This is a genomic window from Lysobacter korlensis, assembly GCF_042434515.1.
This window is the reverse complement of the sequence record NZ_JBHLTG010000002.1, coordinates 704,371-723,519: the sequence shown is the minus strand read 5'-3', so window position 1 is coordinate 723,519 and position 19,149 is coordinate 704,371. Positions and strand designations below refer to the sequence as shown.

15 protein-coding genes are annotated in these 19,149 nt (G+C 70.9%); 9 read left to right on the top strand and 6 right to left on the bottom strand.

Annotated features, from left to right (window positions below; genetic code table 11):
• The first annotated feature begins 4 nt into the window (after positions 1-4).
• The 4 genes from ACFFGH_RS12875 to ACFFGH_RS12860 all read left to right on the top strand — a co-directional run bounded on the left by ACFFGH_RS12875 (position 5) and on the right by ACFFGH_RS12860 (position 3,469).
• Positions 5-1,189, top strand: a complete 1,185-nt coding sequence (locus ACFFGH_RS12875) for an amidohydrolase family protein (protein ID WP_386668841.1) — start codon at positions 5-7, stop codon at positions 1,187-1,189.
• A complete protein-coding gene (locus ACFFGH_RS12870) occupies positions 1,186-2,496 on the top strand; it encodes a 2Fe-2S iron-sulfur cluster-binding protein (protein ID WP_386668839.1) in 1,311 nt (436 codons plus the stop codon). Before ACFFGH_RS12875 ends, ACFFGH_RS12870 begins: the two co-directional genes overlap by 4 nt.
• A 46-nt stretch (positions 2,497-2,542) precedes the next feature.
• Positions 2,543-2,845, top strand: coding sequence for a Dabb family protein (locus ACFFGH_RS12865; protein ID WP_386668837.1), 303 nt, complete (start codon positions 2,543-2,545; stop codon positions 2,843-2,845).
• 192 nt (positions 2,846-3,037) lie between these two features.
• Positions 3,038-3,469: a GerW family sporulation protein gene (locus tag ACFFGH_RS12860; protein WP_386668835.1), complete on the top strand. Its 432-nt coding sequence runs from the start codon at positions 3,038-3,040 to the stop codon at positions 3,467-3,469.
• Here the strand turns inward: ACFFGH_RS12860 and ACFFGH_RS12855 are convergent, their stop codons facing one another.
• Positions 3,470-4,375 (bottom strand): LysR family transcriptional regulator, encoded by a 906-nt coding sequence (locus ACFFGH_RS12855; protein WP_386668833.1) that lies wholly within the window; start codon positions 4,373-4,375, stop codon positions 3,470-3,472.
• A 103-nt stretch (positions 4,376-4,478) separates the two neighbouring features.
• Here ACFFGH_RS12855 and ACFFGH_RS12850 point away from each other — a divergent pair, with 103 nt between their 5' ends.
• Positions 4,479-7,946: a proline dehydrogenase family protein gene (locus ACFFGH_RS12850; protein WP_386668831.1), complete on the top strand. Its 3,468-nt coding sequence runs from the start codon at positions 4,479-4,481 to the stop codon at positions 7,944-7,946.
• Positions 7,947-8,213: 267 nt separating this feature from the next.
• Entirely contained in the window at positions 8,214-9,428 is a 1,215-nt protein-coding gene (locus ACFFGH_RS12845) for a DegT/DnrJ/EryC1/StrS family aminotransferase (RefSeq protein ID WP_386668830.1), read from the top strand.
• Between the two features lie 19 nt (positions 9,429-9,447).
• Here the strand turns inward: ACFFGH_RS12845 and ACFFGH_RS12840 are convergent, their stop codons facing one another.
• Complete coding sequence (locus tag ACFFGH_RS12840) at positions 9,448-10,344, bottom strand: universal stress protein (protein WP_386668829.1); 897 nt, start codon at positions 10,342-10,344, stop codon at positions 9,448-9,450.
• Between the two features lie 83 nt (positions 10,345-10,427).
• Between ACFFGH_RS12840 and ACFFGH_RS12835 the strand changes: the two genes are divergently transcribed.
• Complete coding sequence (locus tag ACFFGH_RS12835; RefSeq protein WP_386668827.1) at positions 10,428-11,570, top strand: Gfo/Idh/MocA family protein; 1,143 nt, start codon at positions 10,428-10,430, stop codon at positions 11,568-11,570.
• 213 nt (positions 11,571-11,783) lie between these two features.
• On the opposite strand, the gene ACFFGH_RS12830 is transcribed toward ACFFGH_RS12835, so the two are convergent.
• The 4 genes from ACFFGH_RS12830 to ACFFGH_RS12815 all read right to left on the bottom strand — a co-directional run bounded on the left by ACFFGH_RS12830 (position 11,784) and on the right by ACFFGH_RS12815 (position 15,598).
• A complete protein-coding gene (locus ACFFGH_RS12830; protein WP_386668825.1) occupies positions 11,784-12,413 on the bottom strand; it encodes a response regulator in 630 nt (209 codons plus the stop codon).
• Positions 12,388-14,118, bottom strand: a complete 1,731-nt coding sequence (locus tag ACFFGH_RS12825) for a sensor histidine kinase (RefSeq protein WP_386668823.1) — start codon at positions 14,116-14,118, stop codon at positions 12,388-12,390. The genes ACFFGH_RS12830 and ACFFGH_RS12825 overlap by 26 nt, the downstream gene beginning before the upstream one ends.
• Positions 14,119-14,213: 95 nt before the next feature.
• Entirely contained in the window at positions 14,214-15,044 is an 831-nt protein-coding gene (locus ACFFGH_RS12820; protein WP_386668821.1) for a universal stress protein, read from the bottom strand.
• Entirely contained in the window at positions 15,041-15,598 is a 558-nt protein-coding gene (locus ACFFGH_RS12815; RefSeq protein WP_386668819.1) for a hypothetical protein, read from the bottom strand. The genes ACFFGH_RS12820 and ACFFGH_RS12815 overlap by 4 nt, the downstream gene beginning before the upstream one ends.
• Positions 15,599-15,741: 143 nt before the next feature.
• Between ACFFGH_RS12815 and ACFFGH_RS12810 the strand changes: the two genes are divergently transcribed.
• Together ACFFGH_RS12810 and ACFFGH_RS12805 are read left to right on the top strand one after the other, a co-directional pair.
• Entirely contained in the window at positions 15,742-16,332 is a 591-nt protein-coding gene (locus ACFFGH_RS12810; protein WP_386668817.1) for a GNAT family N-acetyltransferase, read from the top strand.
• A 64-nt stretch (positions 16,333-16,396) separates the two neighbouring features.
• Entirely contained in the window at positions 16,397-19,117 is a 2,721-nt protein-coding gene (locus tag ACFFGH_RS12805) for a helix-turn-helix transcriptional regulator (protein WP_386668815.1), read from the top strand.
• Positions 19,118-19,149: the final 32 nt, after the last annotated feature.

The following is a 19,149-nucleotide window of genomic DNA, read 5'->3' as shown; positions in this document are numbered from 1 at the left end:
CCTTATGAACCATTCGCACCCCGAGGGCGGGGTCCGGCCGGGTGAGGTGCCGGCGGCCGCCGGCTCGCCGCTGCGCGTCGACACCGACATCCACAACGCGTTCCCCGACCTGCTGCCGTACCTGCCGCGCGTGTGGCGCGACCGCTGGTCCGCCACCGGCATGGGCGCGGGGTGGAACTACAGCAACCCGCGCGGAGTGTCCCGCCGGGACGTGACTCCGCCGAACGGGGCAGCGCCCGCGAGCGACCCGCTGTTCCTGCTCAGCGACCACCTGGATCGGTACGACATCGACTACGCCGTCCTCACCGGTCCGGGGCTGCTCCCGCTCGCGAACGATGTCGACTACCTCAACGCGATCGCGAGCGCCTACAACGACGTGACGCTCGACGCCTGGCTGCCGGTCTCCGACCGATACCTGGGCAGCATCCTCATCAACAGCGAGGACCCGGCGGGTGCGGTCCGTGAGATCCGGCGCTGCGCCGCACAAGGCAGGTTCGTGCAGATCATCGTCGCCGCGGCGACCCGGAAGCCGCTCGGCCAGCGGGACTTCCACCCGATCTACGAGGTCGCCAGTGAGCTCGGGATGCCGGTCGCGATCCACCCGGGAACGGAGGGCGCCGGCACGGCCTGGCCGCCGACCCCGGTCGGCTGGCCGTCCCGCTACATGGAGTGGCACAACATCCTGCCCATCGGGTTCATGGCGCAGATCAACAGCCTCGTCACCGAGGGCGTGTTCGAGAAGTTCCCGACCCTGCGATTCGTCGCCATCGAGGGCGGCGTCGCGTGGCTGCCCCACTTGATGTGGCGGATGGACAAGAACTACAAGGCGCTGCGCGACACGGCGCCATGGCTGAAGCGGCTGCCGTCGGAGTACATCCTGGATCACGTGGTGCTCACCACCCAGCCGATCGAGGAGCCGGCAAACCCCCAGCACCTGCTGCAGATCCTCGAGATGATCGACGCGGGCCGCACGCTCATGTTCTCCTCCGACTATCCGCACTGGGACTTCGACAACCCGCAGGCGATCCTTCCGGGAATCTCCCCTGAGCTGCGGGAGCGGATCATGGGAGGCACCGCGCGCGAGGTCTACGGGCTGACGACGAGGCCCGCGCGGGAGGCCCTGCCACCCTTCACCCCGGCGGAGGACGGCGTCCCGGTCGCGATGGCGCAGGCGGGACCGGCCGAGTGAACCGGACCCCCCTCGCCGAGGTGGCGGCGGTGCCGCCGCAGGGTGCGGGCGCGCTCACGGTGGCGGTGGACGGGGTCGAGGTCGGCCTCTACCGGGTGGGGGAGCGGATCGTCGCCTGGCGGAACGTGTGTCCGCACGGCGCGGCTCCGGTCTGCCGCGGCACGGTGGACGGCACGCGGCTGACGTCGGCGGTCTACGAGTACGAGTACGGCCGGGACCAGGAGATCCTCCAGTGTCCGTGGCACGGCTGGGAGTTCGACCTGCTGAGCGGGGAGCACCTCGCCGAGGGCTCCGCGGCACGCCTGCGCCGGCACCCGATCGCCGTCATCGACGGAGTGGTCTATGACGACGCGCCGGTTCCGGCGAGGATGCGGCTGCGGGTCACGGAGCGCGTCCGGGCGGCCGACGACATCGTGGTGCTCCGGCTGGCGTCCCCGGATGGAGCCGCGCTGCCGGCGTGGATGCCGGGCACTCACCTCGAGGTGTCGCTGCCGTCCGGGCTGGTGCGGCACTACTCCCTCTGCGGCGATCCGGCCGACCGCTCGTCGTATCGGATCGCGGTCCTCCGGGAGCGGTCGGGTCGCGGCGGATCGGCGGAGCTGTTCGCCGAATCCAAGGCCGGGCTGGAGCTCGACGTGCGCGCCTTGCGGAACCGGTTCCGGTTGCGGGAGGCCAAGCACTCGCTCCTGATCGCGGGCGGTATCGGCATCACGCCGCTGCTGCCGATGGCGGCGTCCCTGCACCGGCGGAGGCGGTCCTTCGAGCTGGTGTACACCGGCCGGGACCTCGCCTCGATGGCGCTCGCGGACGAGGCCGCGGCGCTGCCGAACGCGCGGCTCGTCGAGAGCAGCCTGCAGGGCCGCCCGGATCTCCGGGCGCTCCTCGCCGAGGCGCCGGAGGGCACTGCCGTCTACGCATGCGGTCCGGCCGGGATGATCGCGCAGGTGCGGGCGCTCGCGGCCGCCGAGGGGGATCGCATCCAGGTGTTCACGGAGGCGTTCGAGGGAGGCGAGCCGGAGCCCTCCGGGCACGGACCGGCCCGGCCGCTGGCGGTCGAGCTGGCGCGCTCCGGGGCGACGGTGCGGGTGGAGGCCGGCGAAACGGTGCTCCACGCGGTCAGGAACCTCGTGCCATCCGCCCCGTCCTCATGCGAGCAGGGCTGGTGCGGCACCTGCGAGACCCGGGTGCTCGACGGCGAGCCTGACCATCGGGATCGCGTGCTCACCGAGGGCGAGCGGGAGTCCGGGGACACCATGATGATCTGCGTCAGCCGCGCACGGTCGGAGCGGCTCGTCCTCGATCTTTAGTGTCCGGCTCCGCCTCGCGCTCCCCGACCGGCGGCAGAATGGGGTCATGGCTGAGATCACGCATGTCGTCCTGGTGCAGTGGCGGGCCGACGTGCCCGCCGAGGTGAAGGAGCAGGCGCGGGCGTCGGCGCGCGGCTTCGTCGGCGTCATTCCCGGCACGGTGTCGGTGGTCGAGGGGCCGAGTGTCAGCCCGGAGGGGCTGGAACAGGGGTTCGACTACGGGCTCGTGATCCGGTTCGCGGACGCCGCGGCACGGGACGGGTACCTCCCGCATCCCGTGCACCGTGTGCTCGCGGATCTGATCGGAGCCCACGCGGAACGCGTGGTCGTGTACGACATCGAGGCGTGAGCGACGCGGTCCGCCGCACCGGATCGGAAGGGTGTCGCCGGCTCGGGGGGCTGCGTGGCCAGAGGCGGCCGCCCGAGCGGGACCAAAGTCCTGGCGGCATTCCGAATGCGGGCGGATACTGCTGAGCGTGCGGTCCGGATCACGCCGGGGCGCCGTTCAGGTGAGCACGACTGGCCGAAAGGGGCGATGTCGATGGACAGGCGATCAAGAGCAGCCGAGAAGAAGCTTCCCGTGTTCCTGAAGGAATCGGTGGAGAAGATGCGATCGAGCGGATCCGCCGAGACGGTCTTCGGACCCGCACGCAAGGAGAACGGCCGCACCATCATCCCCGTGGCGCGAGTGGCCTACGGCTTCGGCGGTGGCTACGGCAGCGCGGCGCAGAAGGGCAAGGCGGGAGCCAGGCAGCGCAGGACCAAGCCGGGGGCCAACGGCGACACCGGGCTCGGCGGCGGGGGCGGCATGCGGGTCATCCCGGCAGGGATGTTCGAGGTCGGCCCGAACGGTGCGCGGTTCCTGCCAGTGCGCGGCTCGATGGCGACCACCGCGCTGACGCTCGCCGGGGGAGTGCTGGTGGGCATGCTGCTCCGTCGGCGCGCACGGCCGGCGGTCAAGCGGGTGCGCTGATCAACCTGCGGCCACCTGCGCGGCGGTGCGCTGCAGCGCGTCGCGGCAGGCGAGGATCGAGGGATTCCGCACGCTGGCGCTGCGGGCCGCCGTGAAGATCGTGCGGCGCGGGAGACCGGGCAGATCGATCAACTGAGCGCCCGTCTTCCGGCCCGTCCAGACCAGGTCCGGCATGAGTGCCACGGCGTTGCCGGACTCCACGAGCCGCATGTGCGCCTGGAGGTCCGCCGTCTCGAATCGCACGTCCGGCTCGAAACCGGCAGAGCGGCACGTCTGCTCGGCCCAGTGGCGGGATGCCGCACCGCGCGGCTCCATGACCCACGGGGATGAGGCCGCCTGCTCGATCGTGGCGATGCGGGTCCTGGAGCGGGACCGTGGCGGCACGGCGAGCCGGATGGCGTCGGTGGTCAGCGGGATGCGGTCGAGCTCTGGGTGGTGCGGTGCCGCGTGCCCGGGGTACTGCTCGGCGACGACGAGGTCGAAGTCCCGGATCCAGGTTTCGTAGAGCGCGGTCTCCGGCTCCCGCTGAGTGACCTCGACCCGGAGCGCCGGGTGCTCCTCGGCAAGGAGCGTCAGCACGCCGGGCAGCAGGGCGAGCGCCGCGGACTGGAAGACGGCGAGCCGCACCGTGCCGGTGGCCGAGCCGAGGGACACGCCGAGCTCCGACTCCGCGAGCTCCAGGCGCTCGAGCACCGCGGTCGTATGGTCCACGAGGATCTCCGCCTGCGGCGTGAGGGCGACCCGGCGCCCGGTCTTCCGCAGCAGCTCGACGCCCACCTCCCGTTCCAGTTGGGCGAGCTGCTGCGAGATGGCCGACGGGCTCTGGTTCAGCGCCAGCGCGACCTCGGCGAGTGTGCCCCGCAGCTTCAATTCGCGGAGCACCCGCAACCGCCGCACATCCAGCATCGTTTGTCCAGTTCTGCTTAGCAATACCGGTAAGAAAGCATCGCTTTACCTTACGCGAATCGCTTCGCATACTGAAGGCGTCCTCTTCAGATCGGGAGCCGCTATGACCGACGTGCTCGACGTTCCAGCCGTTCAAGCCTCATCCACCCGTGCGCTCGGGGACGAGGCGGTCGAGGTGGCAAGGCGCTGGCTCATGGAGGCGGCGAACCTGCCGGTGCATCCGTCGGCGCGCCAGCTCGCCGGCGTGCTGCGGGACCCGGATGGCCTCGACTTCACCGTCGGCTTCGTCGACGGCGTCGTCCGCCCCGAGGATCTCCGCGTCGCCGCGCGCAACCTGCGGGGGCTCGGACGCAAGATCCCGAAGTTCCTTCCTGCGGTTCTGCGCGGAGCCGTCGCCCTCGGCGGCGTGGTGGCACCCATCCTGCCGCGCATCGTCATCCCGATCGCCCGTGCGGTGCTACGCCGCATGGTGGGCCACTTGCTCATCGACGCCACCGACGCCAGGCTCGGCCGCGCCATTCGCAGAATCCGCACACCCGGCGTGCGGCTCAACATGAATCTGCTCGGCGAGGCGGTGCTCGGCGAGAAGGAGGCGGCGCGTCGCCTCGACGGCACCCGCCGGCTGCTCGAACGGGATGACGTCGACTATGTGTCGATCAAGGTCTCGTCGACCGTCGAGCCGCACTCGCCCTGGGCGTTCGACGAGGCGGTGGATGACATCGTCGAAAGACTCACGCCGCTGTACCGGTATGCCGCGTCGGCGCCGACTCCGAAGTTCATCAACCTGGACATGGAGGAGTACAAGGACCTGCACCTCACGATCGCCGTCTTCCAGCGGCTGCTGGATTCACCCGAGCTCAAGAACCTCGAGGCCGGCATCGTGCTGCAGGCGTATCTTCCCGACTCGCTCGCCGCGATGATCGGGCTCCAGGAGTGGGCGGCGACCCGGCGCGCGGCGGGGGGAGCCGGCATCAAGGTCCGGCTGGTCAAGGGCGCGAACCTGCCGATGGAGCACGTCGAGTCCGACCTCTCCGGCTGGCCGGTCGCCACCTGGGGCACCAAGCAGCAGACCGACACGCACTACAAACGGGTGCTCGACTACGCCCTCCACCCGGAGCGCACCGCGAACGTGCGGCTCGGCGTCGCCGGGCACAACCTCTTCGACCTTGCCTTCGCCTGGCTGCTGGCCAAGGAGCGCGGTGTGGAGAGCCACGTCGAATTCGAGATGCTGCTCGGCATGGCGCAGGGGCAGGCCGAGGCCGTGAAGAAGGACGTCGGCGGGCTGCTGCTCTACACCCCGGTCGTGCACCCGCAGGAGTTCGACGTCGCGATCGCCTACCTGATCCGGCGGCTCGAGGAGGGCGCGAGCTCCGAGAACTTCATGTCGGCGGTGTTCGAGCTCGCTGACAATCAGCTGCTCTTCGACCGCGAGAAGCAGCGGTTCCTGCACTCGCTCGCGGATCTCGACGACACCGTGCCGGGGCCGAACCGGACACAGGACCGTACGCGGCCGCCCGTCCCGGGGCTGCGCTCCGCATTCGAGAACGCATTGGACACCGACCCATCGCTTCCGGCGAACCGGCGCTGGGGCCGCGACATCCTCTCCCGGGTGCCGGCGTCACGACTCGGCGTCGATGCGGTGGCGGCCGCGACGATCGAGGACGCCGAGGCGCTGAGCGTCCTGATCGCCGCGGCGGCCGAGAGCGGCCGAGCCTGGGGTGCGCGATCCGGCGCCGAGCGTGCCGCAGTGCTGCACCGGGTCGGCGATGCGCTCGAACGCCGCAGAGCGGAGCTGATGGAGGTCATGGCCGCAGAGGCAGGCAAGACGCTCGACCAGTCCGACCCCGAGGTGTCGGAGGCCGTCGACTTCGCCCACTACTACGCCGAGCTCGCTCGTGAGCTCGACGCGGTCGACGGCGCCGTCTTCACACCCGCCAGGCTCACGGTGGTCACACCGCCGTGGAACTTCCCGGTCGCCATCCCGGCTGGATCCGTCCTCGCCGCACTCGCGGCCGGGTCCGCCGTGATCCTCAAGCCGGCGCATCCGGCGGCCCGCTGCGGCGCCGTGCTGGCGGAGGCGATGTGGGAGGCCGGCGTCCCGGGCGACGTGCTCCGGCTCGTGCAGGTGCGCGAGAGCTCGCTCGGCCGGGAGCTCATCGCCTCGCCCAGCGTCGACCGAGTCATCCTGACCGGCGCGTTCGAGACCGCCGAGCTGTTCCGCTCATTCCGCCCCGACCTGCCGCTGCTGGCGGAGACCAGCGGCAAGAACGCGATCGTGGTCACGCCGAGCGCCGACCTCGATCTCGCGGCGAAGGACGTCGCCTACTCCGCCTTCGGGCATGCCGGTCAGAAGTGCTCCGCCGCGTCCCTGGTGATCCTGGTCGGATCGGTCGCCGATTCGCGGAGGTTCCGCAGCCAGCTCGTCGATGCGGTGACCTCGCTGAAGGTCGGCTATCCCGACGACCCGGCCACCAAGATGGGGCCGATCATCGAGCCGGCGTCCGGCAAGCTGCTCGAGGCGCTGACTACGCTCGGACCGGGGGAATCGTGGCTCATCGAGCCGAGGCAGCTCGACGACTCGGGCAAGCTGTGGAGCCCCGGTGTGCGCGAGGGTGTGCGTCGCGGGTCGGAGTTCCACCGGATCGAGTACTTCGGCCCGGTGCTCGGCGTCATGCGAGCGGGCTCCCTCGAGGAGGCAGTGGCACTGCAGAACGATGTCGACTTCGGTCTCACCGCAGGCCTGCACTCGCTGGACCGGCGCGAGGTCGAATACTGGGTCGAGCATGTGCAGGCGGGGAATCTGTACGTCAACCGCGGCATCACGGGTGCGATCGTGCGCCGTCAGCCGTTCGGCGGCTGGAAGAAGTCGTCGGTCGGCGCCGGGACCAAGGCGGGCGGGCCGAACTATCTGGTCGGGCTCGGCAACTGGTCCGCGGCCCCGAGTGCGGCTTCGGTGCCGGTGAGCGACCCCACGGTCGCCGCGCTGCTCGAGGCGGCAAGGGAGGAGCTGCCCCCCGACGCCGGATACCTGGAGCGGGCGGCCCGGAGCGATGCCGCAGCGTGGGGGAGCGAGTTCGGCGTCGCGAAGGATGCGAGCGGACTGTCCGCGGAACGGAATGTGCTCCGGTATCTGCCGACGCGCACTGCGGTGCGCCTGGCCGAGGGTGAGCCGGTCGGGTCCTTGGTGCGGGTTCTCGCAGCCGCCATGCTCGCCTCCGCCGCGGTGACGGTGTCGAGCGCCGTGCCGCTGCCGAAGCCGATCGGCGTGATCCTCGCGGACCGGGGGATCCGGGTGCGGGTCGAGTCGGACGCCGCCTGGCTCGGCCGGCTCGCACGCGCGGACGATGAGCGCCTCCGGCTGATCGGCGGGAGCGTTGAAGCCGTCGCCGACGCCACCGGCGGACGACCAGGTCTCGCCGTCTATGGGCAGCCGGTCACCGAAGCGGGGCGCGTGGAGCTGCTGCCGTTCCTCAAGGAGCAGGCGGTGAGCGTCACCGCGCACCGGTTCGGCAACCCGACCGAGCTCGGGCAGGTCAGGCTCAGCGCCCCAGTGCCGGCCGCGTATCACTGAGGTGATTCGGAGCCGGTCCTCCTCGCTGACCGACCAGGGCGGACCCGGGACCTGGCACCGCGGCAGTGGCGGCACCGGCGCCCATCGCGTCGAGGAAAGAGCCGGTCCGGGGGCGGGTCCGGCCCGCTTTCCTTCCGCTGAGAGCGCCTGGTTGCTACAGTGAGCCAACTGATTCGTGTGAATAGTTAACCCGAGACGACCATACGAAGGGATATGGGCGCCGACCGTCCGCGGACGTGAGCCGTGTGCCGGCCCCCGACCGACCCCATGAGCCGAACCGCCGAACCCAGCCCCATACCGGTATATCGACCGTACCTCGGTCCTGAGATCCAAGATGCCGCCCGATCTGCAATCCAAGCCGGGTGGCTCGGGATGGGCAGCCTCAGCCAGCAGTTCGAGCAACGGCTGGAAGAGTTCCTCGAGTTGGATGGCCGGCGTGTCGTCAGCACGAATTCCTGCACCGAGGCGCTGCACCTGGCCGGCCAGCTGATCGGGCTCGGCCCAGGGGACGAGGTCATCTGCCCATCGTTCACCTACGTGGCAGGGCATCAGGCGATGAGCCGGACGGGCGCATCCGTCGTCTTCTGCGACATCGAGCCTGAGACGCTGAGCATCGACCCGGCCGCCGTGGAAGCACTGGTGACCGACCGCACGCGTGCCATCATGGCCGTCGACTTCCTCGGCCTCCCCTGCCGCATGGATGAGCTGATGGAGATCGCCGACAAGCACGGGCTCCGCGTCATCGAGGACGCCGCGCATGCCTTCGGATCACGAAGCAACGGGCGTCCGATCGGCTCCTTCGGCGACATCACCTGTTTCAGCTTCGGCCCGGTGAAGACGATCACGACCCTCGAAGGCGGTGCCGTGGTGACCGCCGATCCGAACGATGTCCAGGTGTTGCACGAGCTGCGTCACCTCGGCATCGACTCAGACACCGACGCCCGCTATCGGAATCAGCGGAACTGGGAGTTCGATGTCGTCCGCCAAGGCTTCCGGTGCCACCTCGGATCGGTCCCGGCAGCGATCGGCCTTGCGCAGATGGACCTGGTCGACGAGTTCATCGCGAATCGCCAGCAGTACTGCCGAGCCTATGACGAGGCATTCCGGAATGTGGACGGCATCGAGTTGTTCGAGACGGACTGGGACGGCATCGCCCCCTATATCTACGTGATCCGGGTCGCCTCCGACGTGCGCGACGATCTGATGGCTCACCTCAAGTCGCTCGGCATCGCCACCGGCATCCACTTCCTGGGGGCCCACAACTTCAGCTTCTACGCGGCGAGCCGGCGAGGAGACCTCTCGGTGACCGACCGGGTCACGAAGGAGGTGCTGACCCTGCCGCTTCACCCGTACATGAGCGACGACACGATCGGACGGGTGACGAAGGGGGTCCAGTCCTTCTTCAGCGGGCGGACGGCGGGCAGGGGCCGGTACGGTGGTGCTTCTCGCAAGGCTGCGGAGCCGGCCGACGCGCTGAACTGACGGTCACTCTCGGCAGTGATCAGCCGGCGCGCGCGTCACTTGGTGCCGTCTCGGCACCAGTGAGCTCGCGCTGTTCGTCGACCGGCACGACCGCGACCGGGCACGGTGGATTCATCAGCACGTCGTGCGCGGCCGAGCCGAGCACCAGGCCCCGCAGGATTCCGCCCCGCCTGCCGACCACGAGCAGCTGAGCGCGCTCGCCCTCATCGATCAGATGCGGGATGCGAGGGCCCTCCACCAGCCGCTCCGTGACGTCGAGCTCGGGAAAGGCGCTGCGGATCGCCGTCGCCGCGTCAGTGATGACCTCCTCATGCCAGTGCCGGATGGACTCGTGCAGATGTCCCACATGCTGCCGCACGGGCACCGGGTAGACCGGCGATGACGCCCATACGTGCAGCAGCTCCAAGCGCGTCTCCCGCACGATCGCCTCCCTGGCGGCGAACTCCGCTGCCTGGGGAGACGGCTCCTCGTCGCCGACGCCGAGCACGACGGGGGAGGACTCGCGCGACTGCCAGGTGCGGGGCACCACGACGACCGGGCAGCGCGCCCTTGCCGCGACCCGCATGGGGAGCGTGCCGTAGACCAGCCCGGCCATCTTGCTGGACTTGTCGGTGCCGATGACGAGCATGGAAGCACCCTCCGATTCCTGCACGAGCTCGGCCTGCGGCACGCCGTGCAGCATGCTCGTCGTCACCTCGACCCCCGGCACCGCGGACCGCGCATGCTGCTCTGCGTCGAGCAGCACCTGCTCATAGAGGGGCTCGACCTCCGAGTCGAAGGTGAATGAGGCGTGCCCCGTCCACACCACGGTCGCCACCCGCAACGCAGAGCGCGCCCGTCCGGCGCGTTCCAGGGCCCAGTCGAGGGCTGCCCGGCTGGCGGGGCCGCCGTCCACCGCGACGAGAACCGTGTCCATCTCCGCTCCTTCGCATTCGCGGACCCAATGGGCCCGAATCCAATCGTCCTCCCCGCCTGCCCGGGCGGGCTAGGCACTTCAGGATGTTCCAGCCGGATAATGACGGCGTGGTGAACGACGAGGCTTCTTCCTCCAGCCCACCTCTTCCGGATCCGCCGCTCCGCGCCGCCGTCGTGGGGCTCGGCTGGGCCGGCCAGCAGCACATGAAGGCGTACGCAGAGCTCCCCGGCGTCGACCTCGTCGCGATCTCCGGCAAGGAGCAGGCGCTGGGCCTCAGCCTCTGTGAGGAGTTCGGCGTCCCGCTGTTCGTCGACGACTGGAGCGAGCTGCTCGAGCGCACCCCGCTCGATGTCGTCAGCATCGCAGTGCCCACCTACCTCCACGCGCCCGTGGCGATCGGGGCACTGCAGCGCGGCATCCACGTGCTCACCGAGAAGCCGATGGCGAGGGCCGCGGAGGAGGCCGCCCAGATGGTGCAGGCGGCTCGGGCCGCCGGCCAGGTGCTCGACGTCGCGTTCAATCACCGCCGTCGCGGCGACATCGAAGCGCTGCGCGGCCTGATCGCCGAGGGCAGCATCGGAACCCCGTACCACGCACGCGCCTCGTGGATGCGGCGCAAGGGCATCCCCAAGCTCGGGAGCTGGTTCACGAACCGCGAGATGGCGGGCGGTGGCGCCCTGCTCGACATCGGCGTGCATGTGCTCGACTACGCGCTGTATGCCCTCGGCGAGCCGGAGGTGCGGTCGGTCTCGGCGGTCACCCACGCCGCGCTCGGTTCACGGGGCCTCGGCGGCAGCGAACGCGACACCGCGCTCGAGGGCACGTCCGAGTTCGAGGTGGAGGACATGGCGGCGGCCTTCGTGCGGTTCGCGGACGGCACCGCCCTGGTGCTGGAGACATCGTGGGCGGCCTTCCGCGATCCCGTCGATCTGATGGACATCGCGGTCCTGGGCTCCGACGGGGGAGCGGAACTCTCGATCGTCGGCGCCACCGCACTGGAGGCAGCCGAGATCCGGGTGTTCCGCGACGAGGACGGGCGCATCGCCGACTTCCGGGTGCCCACGCGCCCGGGCCGCGGCCACATCAAGGTGGTCGACGACTTCATCGGCGCGGTTCGGCGCCCGGAGGAATGGGGCCTGCATGACGGGGGACGCGCGCTCGTGCGGGCCGAGATCATCGATGCCTGCTACCGGTCTGCCGCCGAAGGGCGGGAAGTGACACTCTGACGTCGGTGGCGGGTGACCAAAGTCCCTACCCGGCCGGTGCTCGTGCGGAGAACAATGCAGGCACAGACAGCGGATGCTGTCTCACAGCAGCAGGAGGTATCCCGATGTCCCCGCACGAGTCTCCCCAGTCGGCCGTCAGCCCGCCCGCGGGCGATCAGCCGACGCAGCCCATCGACATCACGGCGATCCTCGGGTCGCTCGCCAAGTCCTGATTCACGTCCCGCGGAATCTCGCCCCGTACACCGCAGCCTGGGTGCGGCGCTCCATCCCGAGCTTCGCCAGCAGCCCGGAGACGTAGTTCTTGACGGTCTTCTCGGCGAGCTCGAGCCGCTCGCCGATCTGCCGGTTCGTGAGCCCGTCCGCGATGAGGCCGAGCACCTGACGCTCGCGAGCGGTGAGGTCGGCCCGGGCGGGATCCGCCGCCGTTGCCTGGATTCGCTGGACCACCGTGCGGCTGACGGTGGCGGGCATGAGGTTCTCGCCCCGCGCGACCCGGCGCACGCTCTCGACCAGCTTCTGGCCGCGGATGTCCTTCAGGGCGTAGCCGGCTGCGCCGGCCAGCACCGCGGCTGCCGCCGCCTGATCGTCGTCGAAGCCGGTGAGAATCAGGCACTGCACGGCGGATCCCGTGGAGCGAAGCTCACGGCAGACGTCGATGCCGTTGCCGTCGGGGAGGTGGACGTCCAGGATCGCCACATCGGGCTTCGTCGCGGCGATCCGCCCCACCGCCTGCTGGGCGGTCGATGCCTCACCGACCACCTCGAGGTCCGGCTCGGCGTCGATCATCTCGGCAAGCCCCCGGCGCACCATCTCGTGGTCATCGAGCAGGAATACCCGGATCATCCGTCCCCTCCCCGGTGCTTCGAACGTCGAGCCGGGCACGCCACGTCAGCTTGGTTCCTCCCTCGGCCCGGCGCTCCACTCGTGCGGTCCCGCCCCGGCGCGCTGCCCGCCGTTCGAGGTTCGCGATGCCGCTGCGCCGCCCGGTGTCGCCGATGCCGACGCCGTCGTCGGTGATCTCGAGTGTCAGTCCGTCTCCTTCGACCGTCAACGCGACGGTGACCTCGCGCGCTCGCGCATGCCGGGCGACGTTGGTGAGCCCTTCGCGGAGTGCGGCGAGGACGTCGTCGGCGACGTCGTCCGGGACCGCCAGGTCGACCGGGCCGGCGATCACCAGCCTGGGGGAGGCGTCGAAGAGGCCGGCCAGCTCGGTGAGCAGGCCGATCACCCGGTGGCGCAGGGGTGGACGCTCCTCCGGCTCAGAGGTGAGCGTGAAGATCGCGGTGCGGATCGCGACGATGGCCTCGTCGAGGGACTGCACCTGGTCAGCTATGCGCGCCTGTGTATCGGGGTCGGCGACCTTGGCCGCGGTGAGCTGGAGGCTGAGCCCCGCGGCGAACAGGCGCTGAATGACGTGGTCGTGGAGGTCGCGGGCGATCCTGCTGCGATCCTCGAGCACCAGCAGCCGCTGCTGGTCCTCCCTGGCCGCGGCAAGCTCGAGGGCGACGCTCGCCTGCGTGGCGAACTCCGCCGCCAGCTCCACGTCACGCGCGGTGAACTCGCGCGATCCCGGGCGTCGGGAGACGACGAGGGCGCCCAGCGGTGAGCGGGCTGTGATCATGGGGATCACCATGGTGGGGCCGAGCATCAGCGGCCGTTCTCGCGTGCCTTCCGAGAGGGGGACAACGACGGGCTGGCCGGTCTCCAGGGCGCGTCCGGTGATCGTGCCGGCGGCGGCGAACACGAGTCCCGCCACCCCGTCGGCGAGGGGTCCGGTGGCCCGGTCCACGACCATCGATTCCGCAGACACCGCCCGCACGAGCGCGACCAGGTCCGCCTGGGCCAGGGCGAGCACCCGATCGACCAGCAGATCCAGCGGGCTGTGCGGCGGGTCGGACAGGAGTGCAGCCGTCACATCCGCCAGCGCGGACGACCAGCGCTGCCGGCGCTGCGTCTCGTCGAACAGGCGAGCATTGTCGATCGCCGTCCCGGCCGTGGCGGCGAGTGAGATCAGCAGCTCCTCGTCCTCTGCCGTGAACTCGCCGGCTTCGGCATCGGCGAGATACAGGTTCCCGAACACCTCTCCGCGCACCCGCAGCGGGACCCCGACGAAGCTCTCCATCGCAGGATGGTGTTCCGGGAAACCCGTGAACCGCGGGTCGCGGGTCAGATTCTTCACCCGGATGGGCCGCTGCTCGCTCCCGAGTGCACGAAGCAGGCCGTCGCCATGCGGAAGCGGGCCCATCCGGGCTGCATCGTCCTCGGGGATCCCCACCTGGATGAACTGCTCGAGATGCCCGTCGCGTGCGATCACCCCGAGCGCGCCGTACCGGGCGCCGACCAGTTCCACCGCCGCGTCGACGATACGCCGAAGGACGACGGGCAGCTCCAGCTGCTCGACGACCGCCTGACCGGCTCGCAGCAGACTCCTGAGGCGGCCCTGGGTCTCGAGCACCCTTCGGGCGTTCTCCATCAGTTCGCCGAGGGTCCGATCGAGCTCTGACCGGTGACCATCGGTGAACGTCAACCGATAGCTCTGCTCGGTCATACGCCGTCCCGCCCCTGGTGTACCAGCTGGCAGTTCGGATTGTACTCCGCACCTGTCGCGAGGCCAGGGTTCCGTCGAGCGAGTTTCGGCCCAGTTCAGGCGCCCGCGCTGTACCGCGTGACGAGCACGGGACAATGGGTGTTGAGCAGGACCGACTGGGTCACCGTACCGATCGGCGATGCGCCGGTGCCGAAGGTTCGGGACGGGCCGACCACCAGCGTGCTGGCTTCGTATGCCGCGGCGAGCAGCGCCTGCGCGGCGCCGTCGGGGGAGAGCCGGGTGGAGACCGTTGCACCTGGCTCGATCTCGAGGGCCAGCTTCTTGGCCTCGCTGAGATTGATGGCGGCGAGCTCGGGGTGCGGCGCGCCGGCCCGGCGCTCGGCGCTTCCCATCCCGTGCACCAGCAGCAACGGCAGTTTGGTCGCGGCGGCCTCGTGCGCCGCCCAGACCACCGCCGGGCCGGCGGGCTCCCGCATCCCGACCCCGACGACCACCGGTCCCGCGGGATTCCGGCGCCGGTCCGGAATCACCGCGAGTGTGGCCGGGGTGATCGAGGCGACCTGCACGCTGCGCGAGCCCAGCACACGTCCGTCTGAGCTGCTCGAGCGGTGCGTGCCGAGCACCAGCATGTCGGGAGGGCCGGCGGCGTGCGAGAGCTCCCACGGCATGCTGCCATGCAGCACGGTGGAGCTGAGCTCCAAGTCCGGATAGAGCTGCCGGGCTTCCTCGAGGCGCTCGGCCAGGAGTCGCCTGCCCTCCCGTTCTGCCTGCAGCTGGATGTCTGGGCCGGCGAGCCCGGCCTCGTCGTCGAGCACATGGACGAGGCGGAGCGGGTGCCGCCTCCGGGACTCCGATCGCTCCAGCGCCCATTCCAGAGCCGCCTTCGACGGCGCGGAGCCGTCGACCCCCACGACGTACGAGCTCATGTCGACGTCTCGGTGGTCGTGCGCGGACGGGCCCGGCGGGCCGCTTCGGCGACCTGCTCGCCCCACCAGCGCGCCCGCTCCGCCTCTCCCGACTTCAGGCCGCCGGACCGGGTGAGCAGGAAGCTCTCGGGCGGCACCACCGGGGTCGACCCGCGCAGACGCAGTTCCCGGCCGATCCGCACGGATGCTGCCCCGGTCAGCAGCTTCGGGATGTCGGTGCGTGCATCGAACGCGGCGAAGAGGCCGGGCACCGACTCGAGCTCGTCGAACCACTCGCGCGGACCGGTCGTCATCTCCGTCAGATCGACTCGCAAGCCCGTTGCCGGATCCTCTCCCCACACGGCGGCCTCCTGCCGCGACGCGGGGGTGGCTGAGGACTGCGAATGGGCGGGTCCTCCGGCGACGAGCAGCTCTGCCGCAGAGGCATCTTCTGTCTGCACCTCGTCGGCGCGGCACAGGCGGACATCGAGCGAGCGCTTCAGGCCCGCCGCGATCGCCTCGGACAGCTCCCGCGTGGTGCCGAACATGGACTCGTAGACGACGAGGGCGCGCATCACGGACTTCTTTCCGAGGCACCGCCTCGACCGGGGACCCATCGAGCCTCGCCGCCGCCTCCGGCTGCCGGAAGGGCCGAAGGGCCCGGCGGCCGACTTTCGCTACTGTCTGTCGGGAAGCCGCGTCGTGGAGAGGAGGTCCGGTGTCACAGGTGCGGAAAGCCACCATCGAGGATCTCGGCGCGCTCGCCGAAACGCTGGTGCTCGCGTTCGACGGGTACCCGTGGACCGACTTCGCAATGGCCGAAGACCGCCGGGCGGAGCGACTTCGCCGATCGTTCTCCCATCACCTGGCGCTGGCGATCACCCACCAAGGTGAGGTGTGGATGGCTGAGGACGCCGCCAGCGTCGCGGCGTGGATCCGGCCGGGGCCGCCACCGGTTCCCGACGAACTGCTTCGCGCGTCGGAGCGGGTCGCGGCAGAGACGATCGGTCCGCGCATGCACGCGCTGTCGACCGTCGAGGAGCGACTCGCTCCGCTGCGGCCGAGGGAACCCCACTGGCTGCTCGCGACCATGGGGACGCGTCCCGCGGCCCGAGGCAGGGGACTTGCGAGCTCCCTGCTGGAACCGGTCCTGACTCAGGCGGACGCATCGGGCACCGCAGCCGCTCTCGAGACCTCCACCGCAGCCAACGTGGCGTTCTATCGCCGCTTCGGATTCGAGGTGTCCGGCGTGCTTGACGCCGCGGGCGGGGTGCCGCCGGTCTGGGTCATGGTGCGACCACCCCGCTGACGAGTTGGCGCGCCACCTCTGAAGATCGCCGGGAAGCGGCACTTCGGCGCTAAACTCCCGGGCTGTGATCGTCGGTCGCGACCCGGAGCTCCGCGCAGTTCGCGCCCTCCTCGAGCGTGCGCGCGGCGGGGACGGCGGTGCGCTCGTCGTGCACGGTGAGGCGGGAGTGGGCAAGTCGACGCTGCTCGCCGAAGCGGTCCGGCAGAGCAGCGGATTCCGGGTGCTTCGGACCCGCGGCAACGAGGCGGAATCGCCGCTCGCGTACGCGGCGCTGCACCGCCTCCTGCGACCGCTTCTCGGCCGCGTCGGCCGATTGCCGAGGCCGCAGGCCCAGGCTCTCGGCGCCGTGTTCGGGCTCGAGGCAGGCGGGGCCGTGGGCAGCGACCGGTTCCTCGTGTTCCTTGCGGCGCTGGGACTCCTGACGGATGCAGCCGAGGATGATCCGATCTTCTGCGTGGTCGATGACGCTCACTGGCTCGACGACGCGTCCGCGGCGGCCCTGCGGTTCATCGCCAGGCGGGTCGAGTTCGAGCGCATCGCCATGGTCTTCGGGGCGCGCGACGGCGGGTTGCGCCGATTCGACCCCGAAGAGCTCGCGACGCTGCACCTGGCGGGTCTCGACGCGGAATCCGCCGAACGGCTGCTCCTCGACGCGGCGCCTGCCCCGGTGCCCGCCGCCGTCGTGTCGCAGCTGGTCGCCCGCACGCACGGCAACCCGCTCGCGCTGGTCGAGCTGCCGGCGGCGCTGACACTGGAGCAGCTCGTGGGCGAAGCGGCGCTGCCGGCGCATCTTCCGCTGACCGACGGGCTGGAACGGGTCTTCCTGGAGCGGTTCCGCGGGCTCTCGGAGGACGGCCGCACCCTGCTGCTGCTGGCCGCGGCCGACGATTCGGGTGACCTGCTGAGCGTGCGCCGTGCCGCCGAGCTGCTCGGTGCGGCAGCCGGCCTGCCGGACGCCGAACGGTCCGGCCTGCTCGAGGTGACCGGAACGACGGTGGAGCTTCGCCACCCGCTGGTGCGCTCCGCGGTGTACACGGCGGCCACGAGCGTGGACCGGCGACGGGCACACCAGGCGCTCGCCGACTCGTTCACCGAACGCGGCGATCCCGACCGGGCGGTGTGGCACCGGGCCGACGCGCTCGAATCGCCGGACGAGGCGACCGCCGCGGAGCTCGACCGGGTCGCACGCTGGGCAGGGCAGAACGGCGGTCACGAAGCGGCGTCCGCCGCATGGGAGCGGGCGGCCGACCTCAGCCGCACGCCGGGGGAGCGCGCATCGCGGAGGCACTGCGCGGCACTGAGCGCATGGCTCGCGGGCCAGCCGAACCGGGCGCGCACGCTCGTCCAGTCGGCACGCGCCGAGGCATCGGATCCGGAACTGCTGGCGGACATCGACAGCCTGCGCGCGTTCCTCGAGATGAACTTCGGCTCACCGCGGGTGGGTCACGGCATCCTGATGAGCGCCGCCCGCGACGTCGCCGGCCACGACCCGGCACGCGCGCGCAAGCTCGCGATGGTCGCCACGGCGTTCGCGGCCTTCGGGTTCGACTCGGGAATCGGGATCGATCCGGTCTCGGTCGCGCCGCCGGCCGACGACGACGATCCTCTCGCGCAGACCTTCGGGAAGCTGCTGGCAGGGATGGCGGCGATCGTCCGGAAGGATACGCGCGACGCGGCGGCCCAGCTCCGGCAGGCCCTCGCGACGGCACAAGGACTCAGGGATCCCGACCTGCTCACCAACATCGGGATCGCCGCGGTGCTGGTCGGCGACGACGACGCGGCGATGCGGTGGCACGACATCCAGCTCGACGAGGGCCGCCAACGCGCGGCGCTCTCAGCGATCCTGCACGCTCTGACCCGGCGCACCATCGTGCAGCTGGCCGTCGGACGATTCCCCGCGGTCGGCACGGCTGCAGCCGAGGTGCTGGAGATCGCGGGGACGACCGGCCAGGTCAACCAGCGGGCATTCCCCCTTGCGGAGCAGGCACTGCTCGCCGCCCTCCAGGGCAGCGATCGATTCGCCGACAAGCTGGCGGACGCTGAACAGGCCCTCGCGGCGCATCCGGCCGGCGTCCTCGACGGCCTCGTCCGCGACACGCTCGAATGGGCGAAGGCCGTGGACGCCACCACGCCCGCCGTGGCACTGCACCACCTGCAGCGGGTCTCGCACTCTGCGATGGCGCGGATCATCGCCATCGATCGAATGGAAGCGGCGATCCGTGCCGACAAGCCGGACGACGCCCGAGCCGTCGCCGCCGACCTCGCCGCCTTCGCCGCCGACACCGGAGCCGCGTGGGCGGCGGCGGCGGCGGAACACGGACGGGCACTGCTGGCCGAGGGCGACGATGCAGAGCGGCATTTCCGCTCCGCGCTGGCGCGCTCACCGCAGAACACGCGACTGTTCAACCGGGCCCGGACAGAACTCGCATACGGCGAATTCCTCCGCCGCGCACGACGGCGCACCGACGCGCGGGAGCACCTGCGCAGCGCGTTCGCGGATTTCGAGACGCTCGGCGTGCGGCGGTGGGCCGATCGCGCGGCCGAGGAGTTGCGGGCGTCCGGGGAGTCACTGCGCAAGCGTGAGGACTCGGCGGTGAGTCCGCTGACCCCGCAGGAGCTGCAGGTGGCGAGACTCGTGCAGCAGGGACTGGCGAACCGAGACGTCGCCGCACGGCTGTTCGTGAGCCCGCGGACCGTCGACTTCCACCTGCGCAACGTCTTCGCGAAGCTCGGCATCACGTCGCGCGGTGCCTTGACCCAGATCGACCTGGACCACGCCGCCTGACCGAACCCGGCGATTCCGCCGGTGCGACCCCC

Excerpts from the sequence above, each read along its gene's own strand:
- ACFFGH_RS12875 (WP_386668841.1), top strand. The coding sequence starts at position 5 with ATGAACCATTCGCACCCCGAGGGCGGGGTCCGGCCGGGTGAGGTGCCG.
- ACFFGH_RS12865 (WP_386668837.1), top strand. The coding sequence starts at position 2,543 with ATGGCTGAGATCACGCATGTCGTCCTGGTGCAGTGGCGGGCCGACGTG.
- ACFFGH_RS12860 (WP_386668835.1), top strand. The coding sequence starts at position 3,038 with ATGGACAGGCGATCAAGAGCAGCCGAGAAGAAGCTTCCCGTGTTCCTG.
- ACFFGH_RS12855 (WP_386668833.1), bottom strand. The coding sequence starts at position 4,375 with ATGCTGGATGTGCGGCGGTTGCGGGTGCTCCGCGAATTGAAGCTGCGG.
- ACFFGH_RS12850 (WP_386668831.1), top strand. The coding sequence starts at position 4,479 with ATGACCGACGTGCTCGACGTTCCAGCCGTTCAAGCCTCATCCACCCGT.
- ACFFGH_RS12845 (WP_386668830.1), top strand. The coding sequence starts at position 8,214 with ATGAGCCGAACCGCCGAACCCAGCCCCATACCGGTATATCGACCGTAC.
- ACFFGH_RS12840 (WP_386668829.1), bottom strand. The coding sequence starts at position 10,344 with ATGGACACGGTTCTCGTCGCGGTGGACGGCGGCCCCGCCAGCCGGGCA.
- ACFFGH_RS12835 (WP_386668827.1), top strand. The coding sequence starts at position 10,428 with ATGTTCCAGCCGGATAATGACGGCGTGGTGAACGACGAGGCTTCTTCC.
- ACFFGH_RS12830 (WP_386668825.1), bottom strand. The coding sequence starts at position 12,413 with ATGATCCGGGTATTCCTGCTCGATGACCACGAGATGGTGCGCCGGGGG.
- ACFFGH_RS12825 (WP_386668823.1), bottom strand. The coding sequence starts at position 14,118 with ATGACCGAGCAGAGCTATCGGTTGACGTTCACCGATGGTCACCGGTCA.
- ACFFGH_RS12820 (WP_386668821.1), bottom strand. The coding sequence starts at position 15,044 with ATGAGCTCGTACGTCGTGGGGGTCGACGGCTCCGCGCCGTCGAAGGCG.
- ACFFGH_RS12815 (WP_386668819.1), bottom strand. The coding sequence starts at position 15,598 with ATGCGCGCCCTCGTCGTCTACGAGTCCATGTTCGGCACCACGCGGGAG.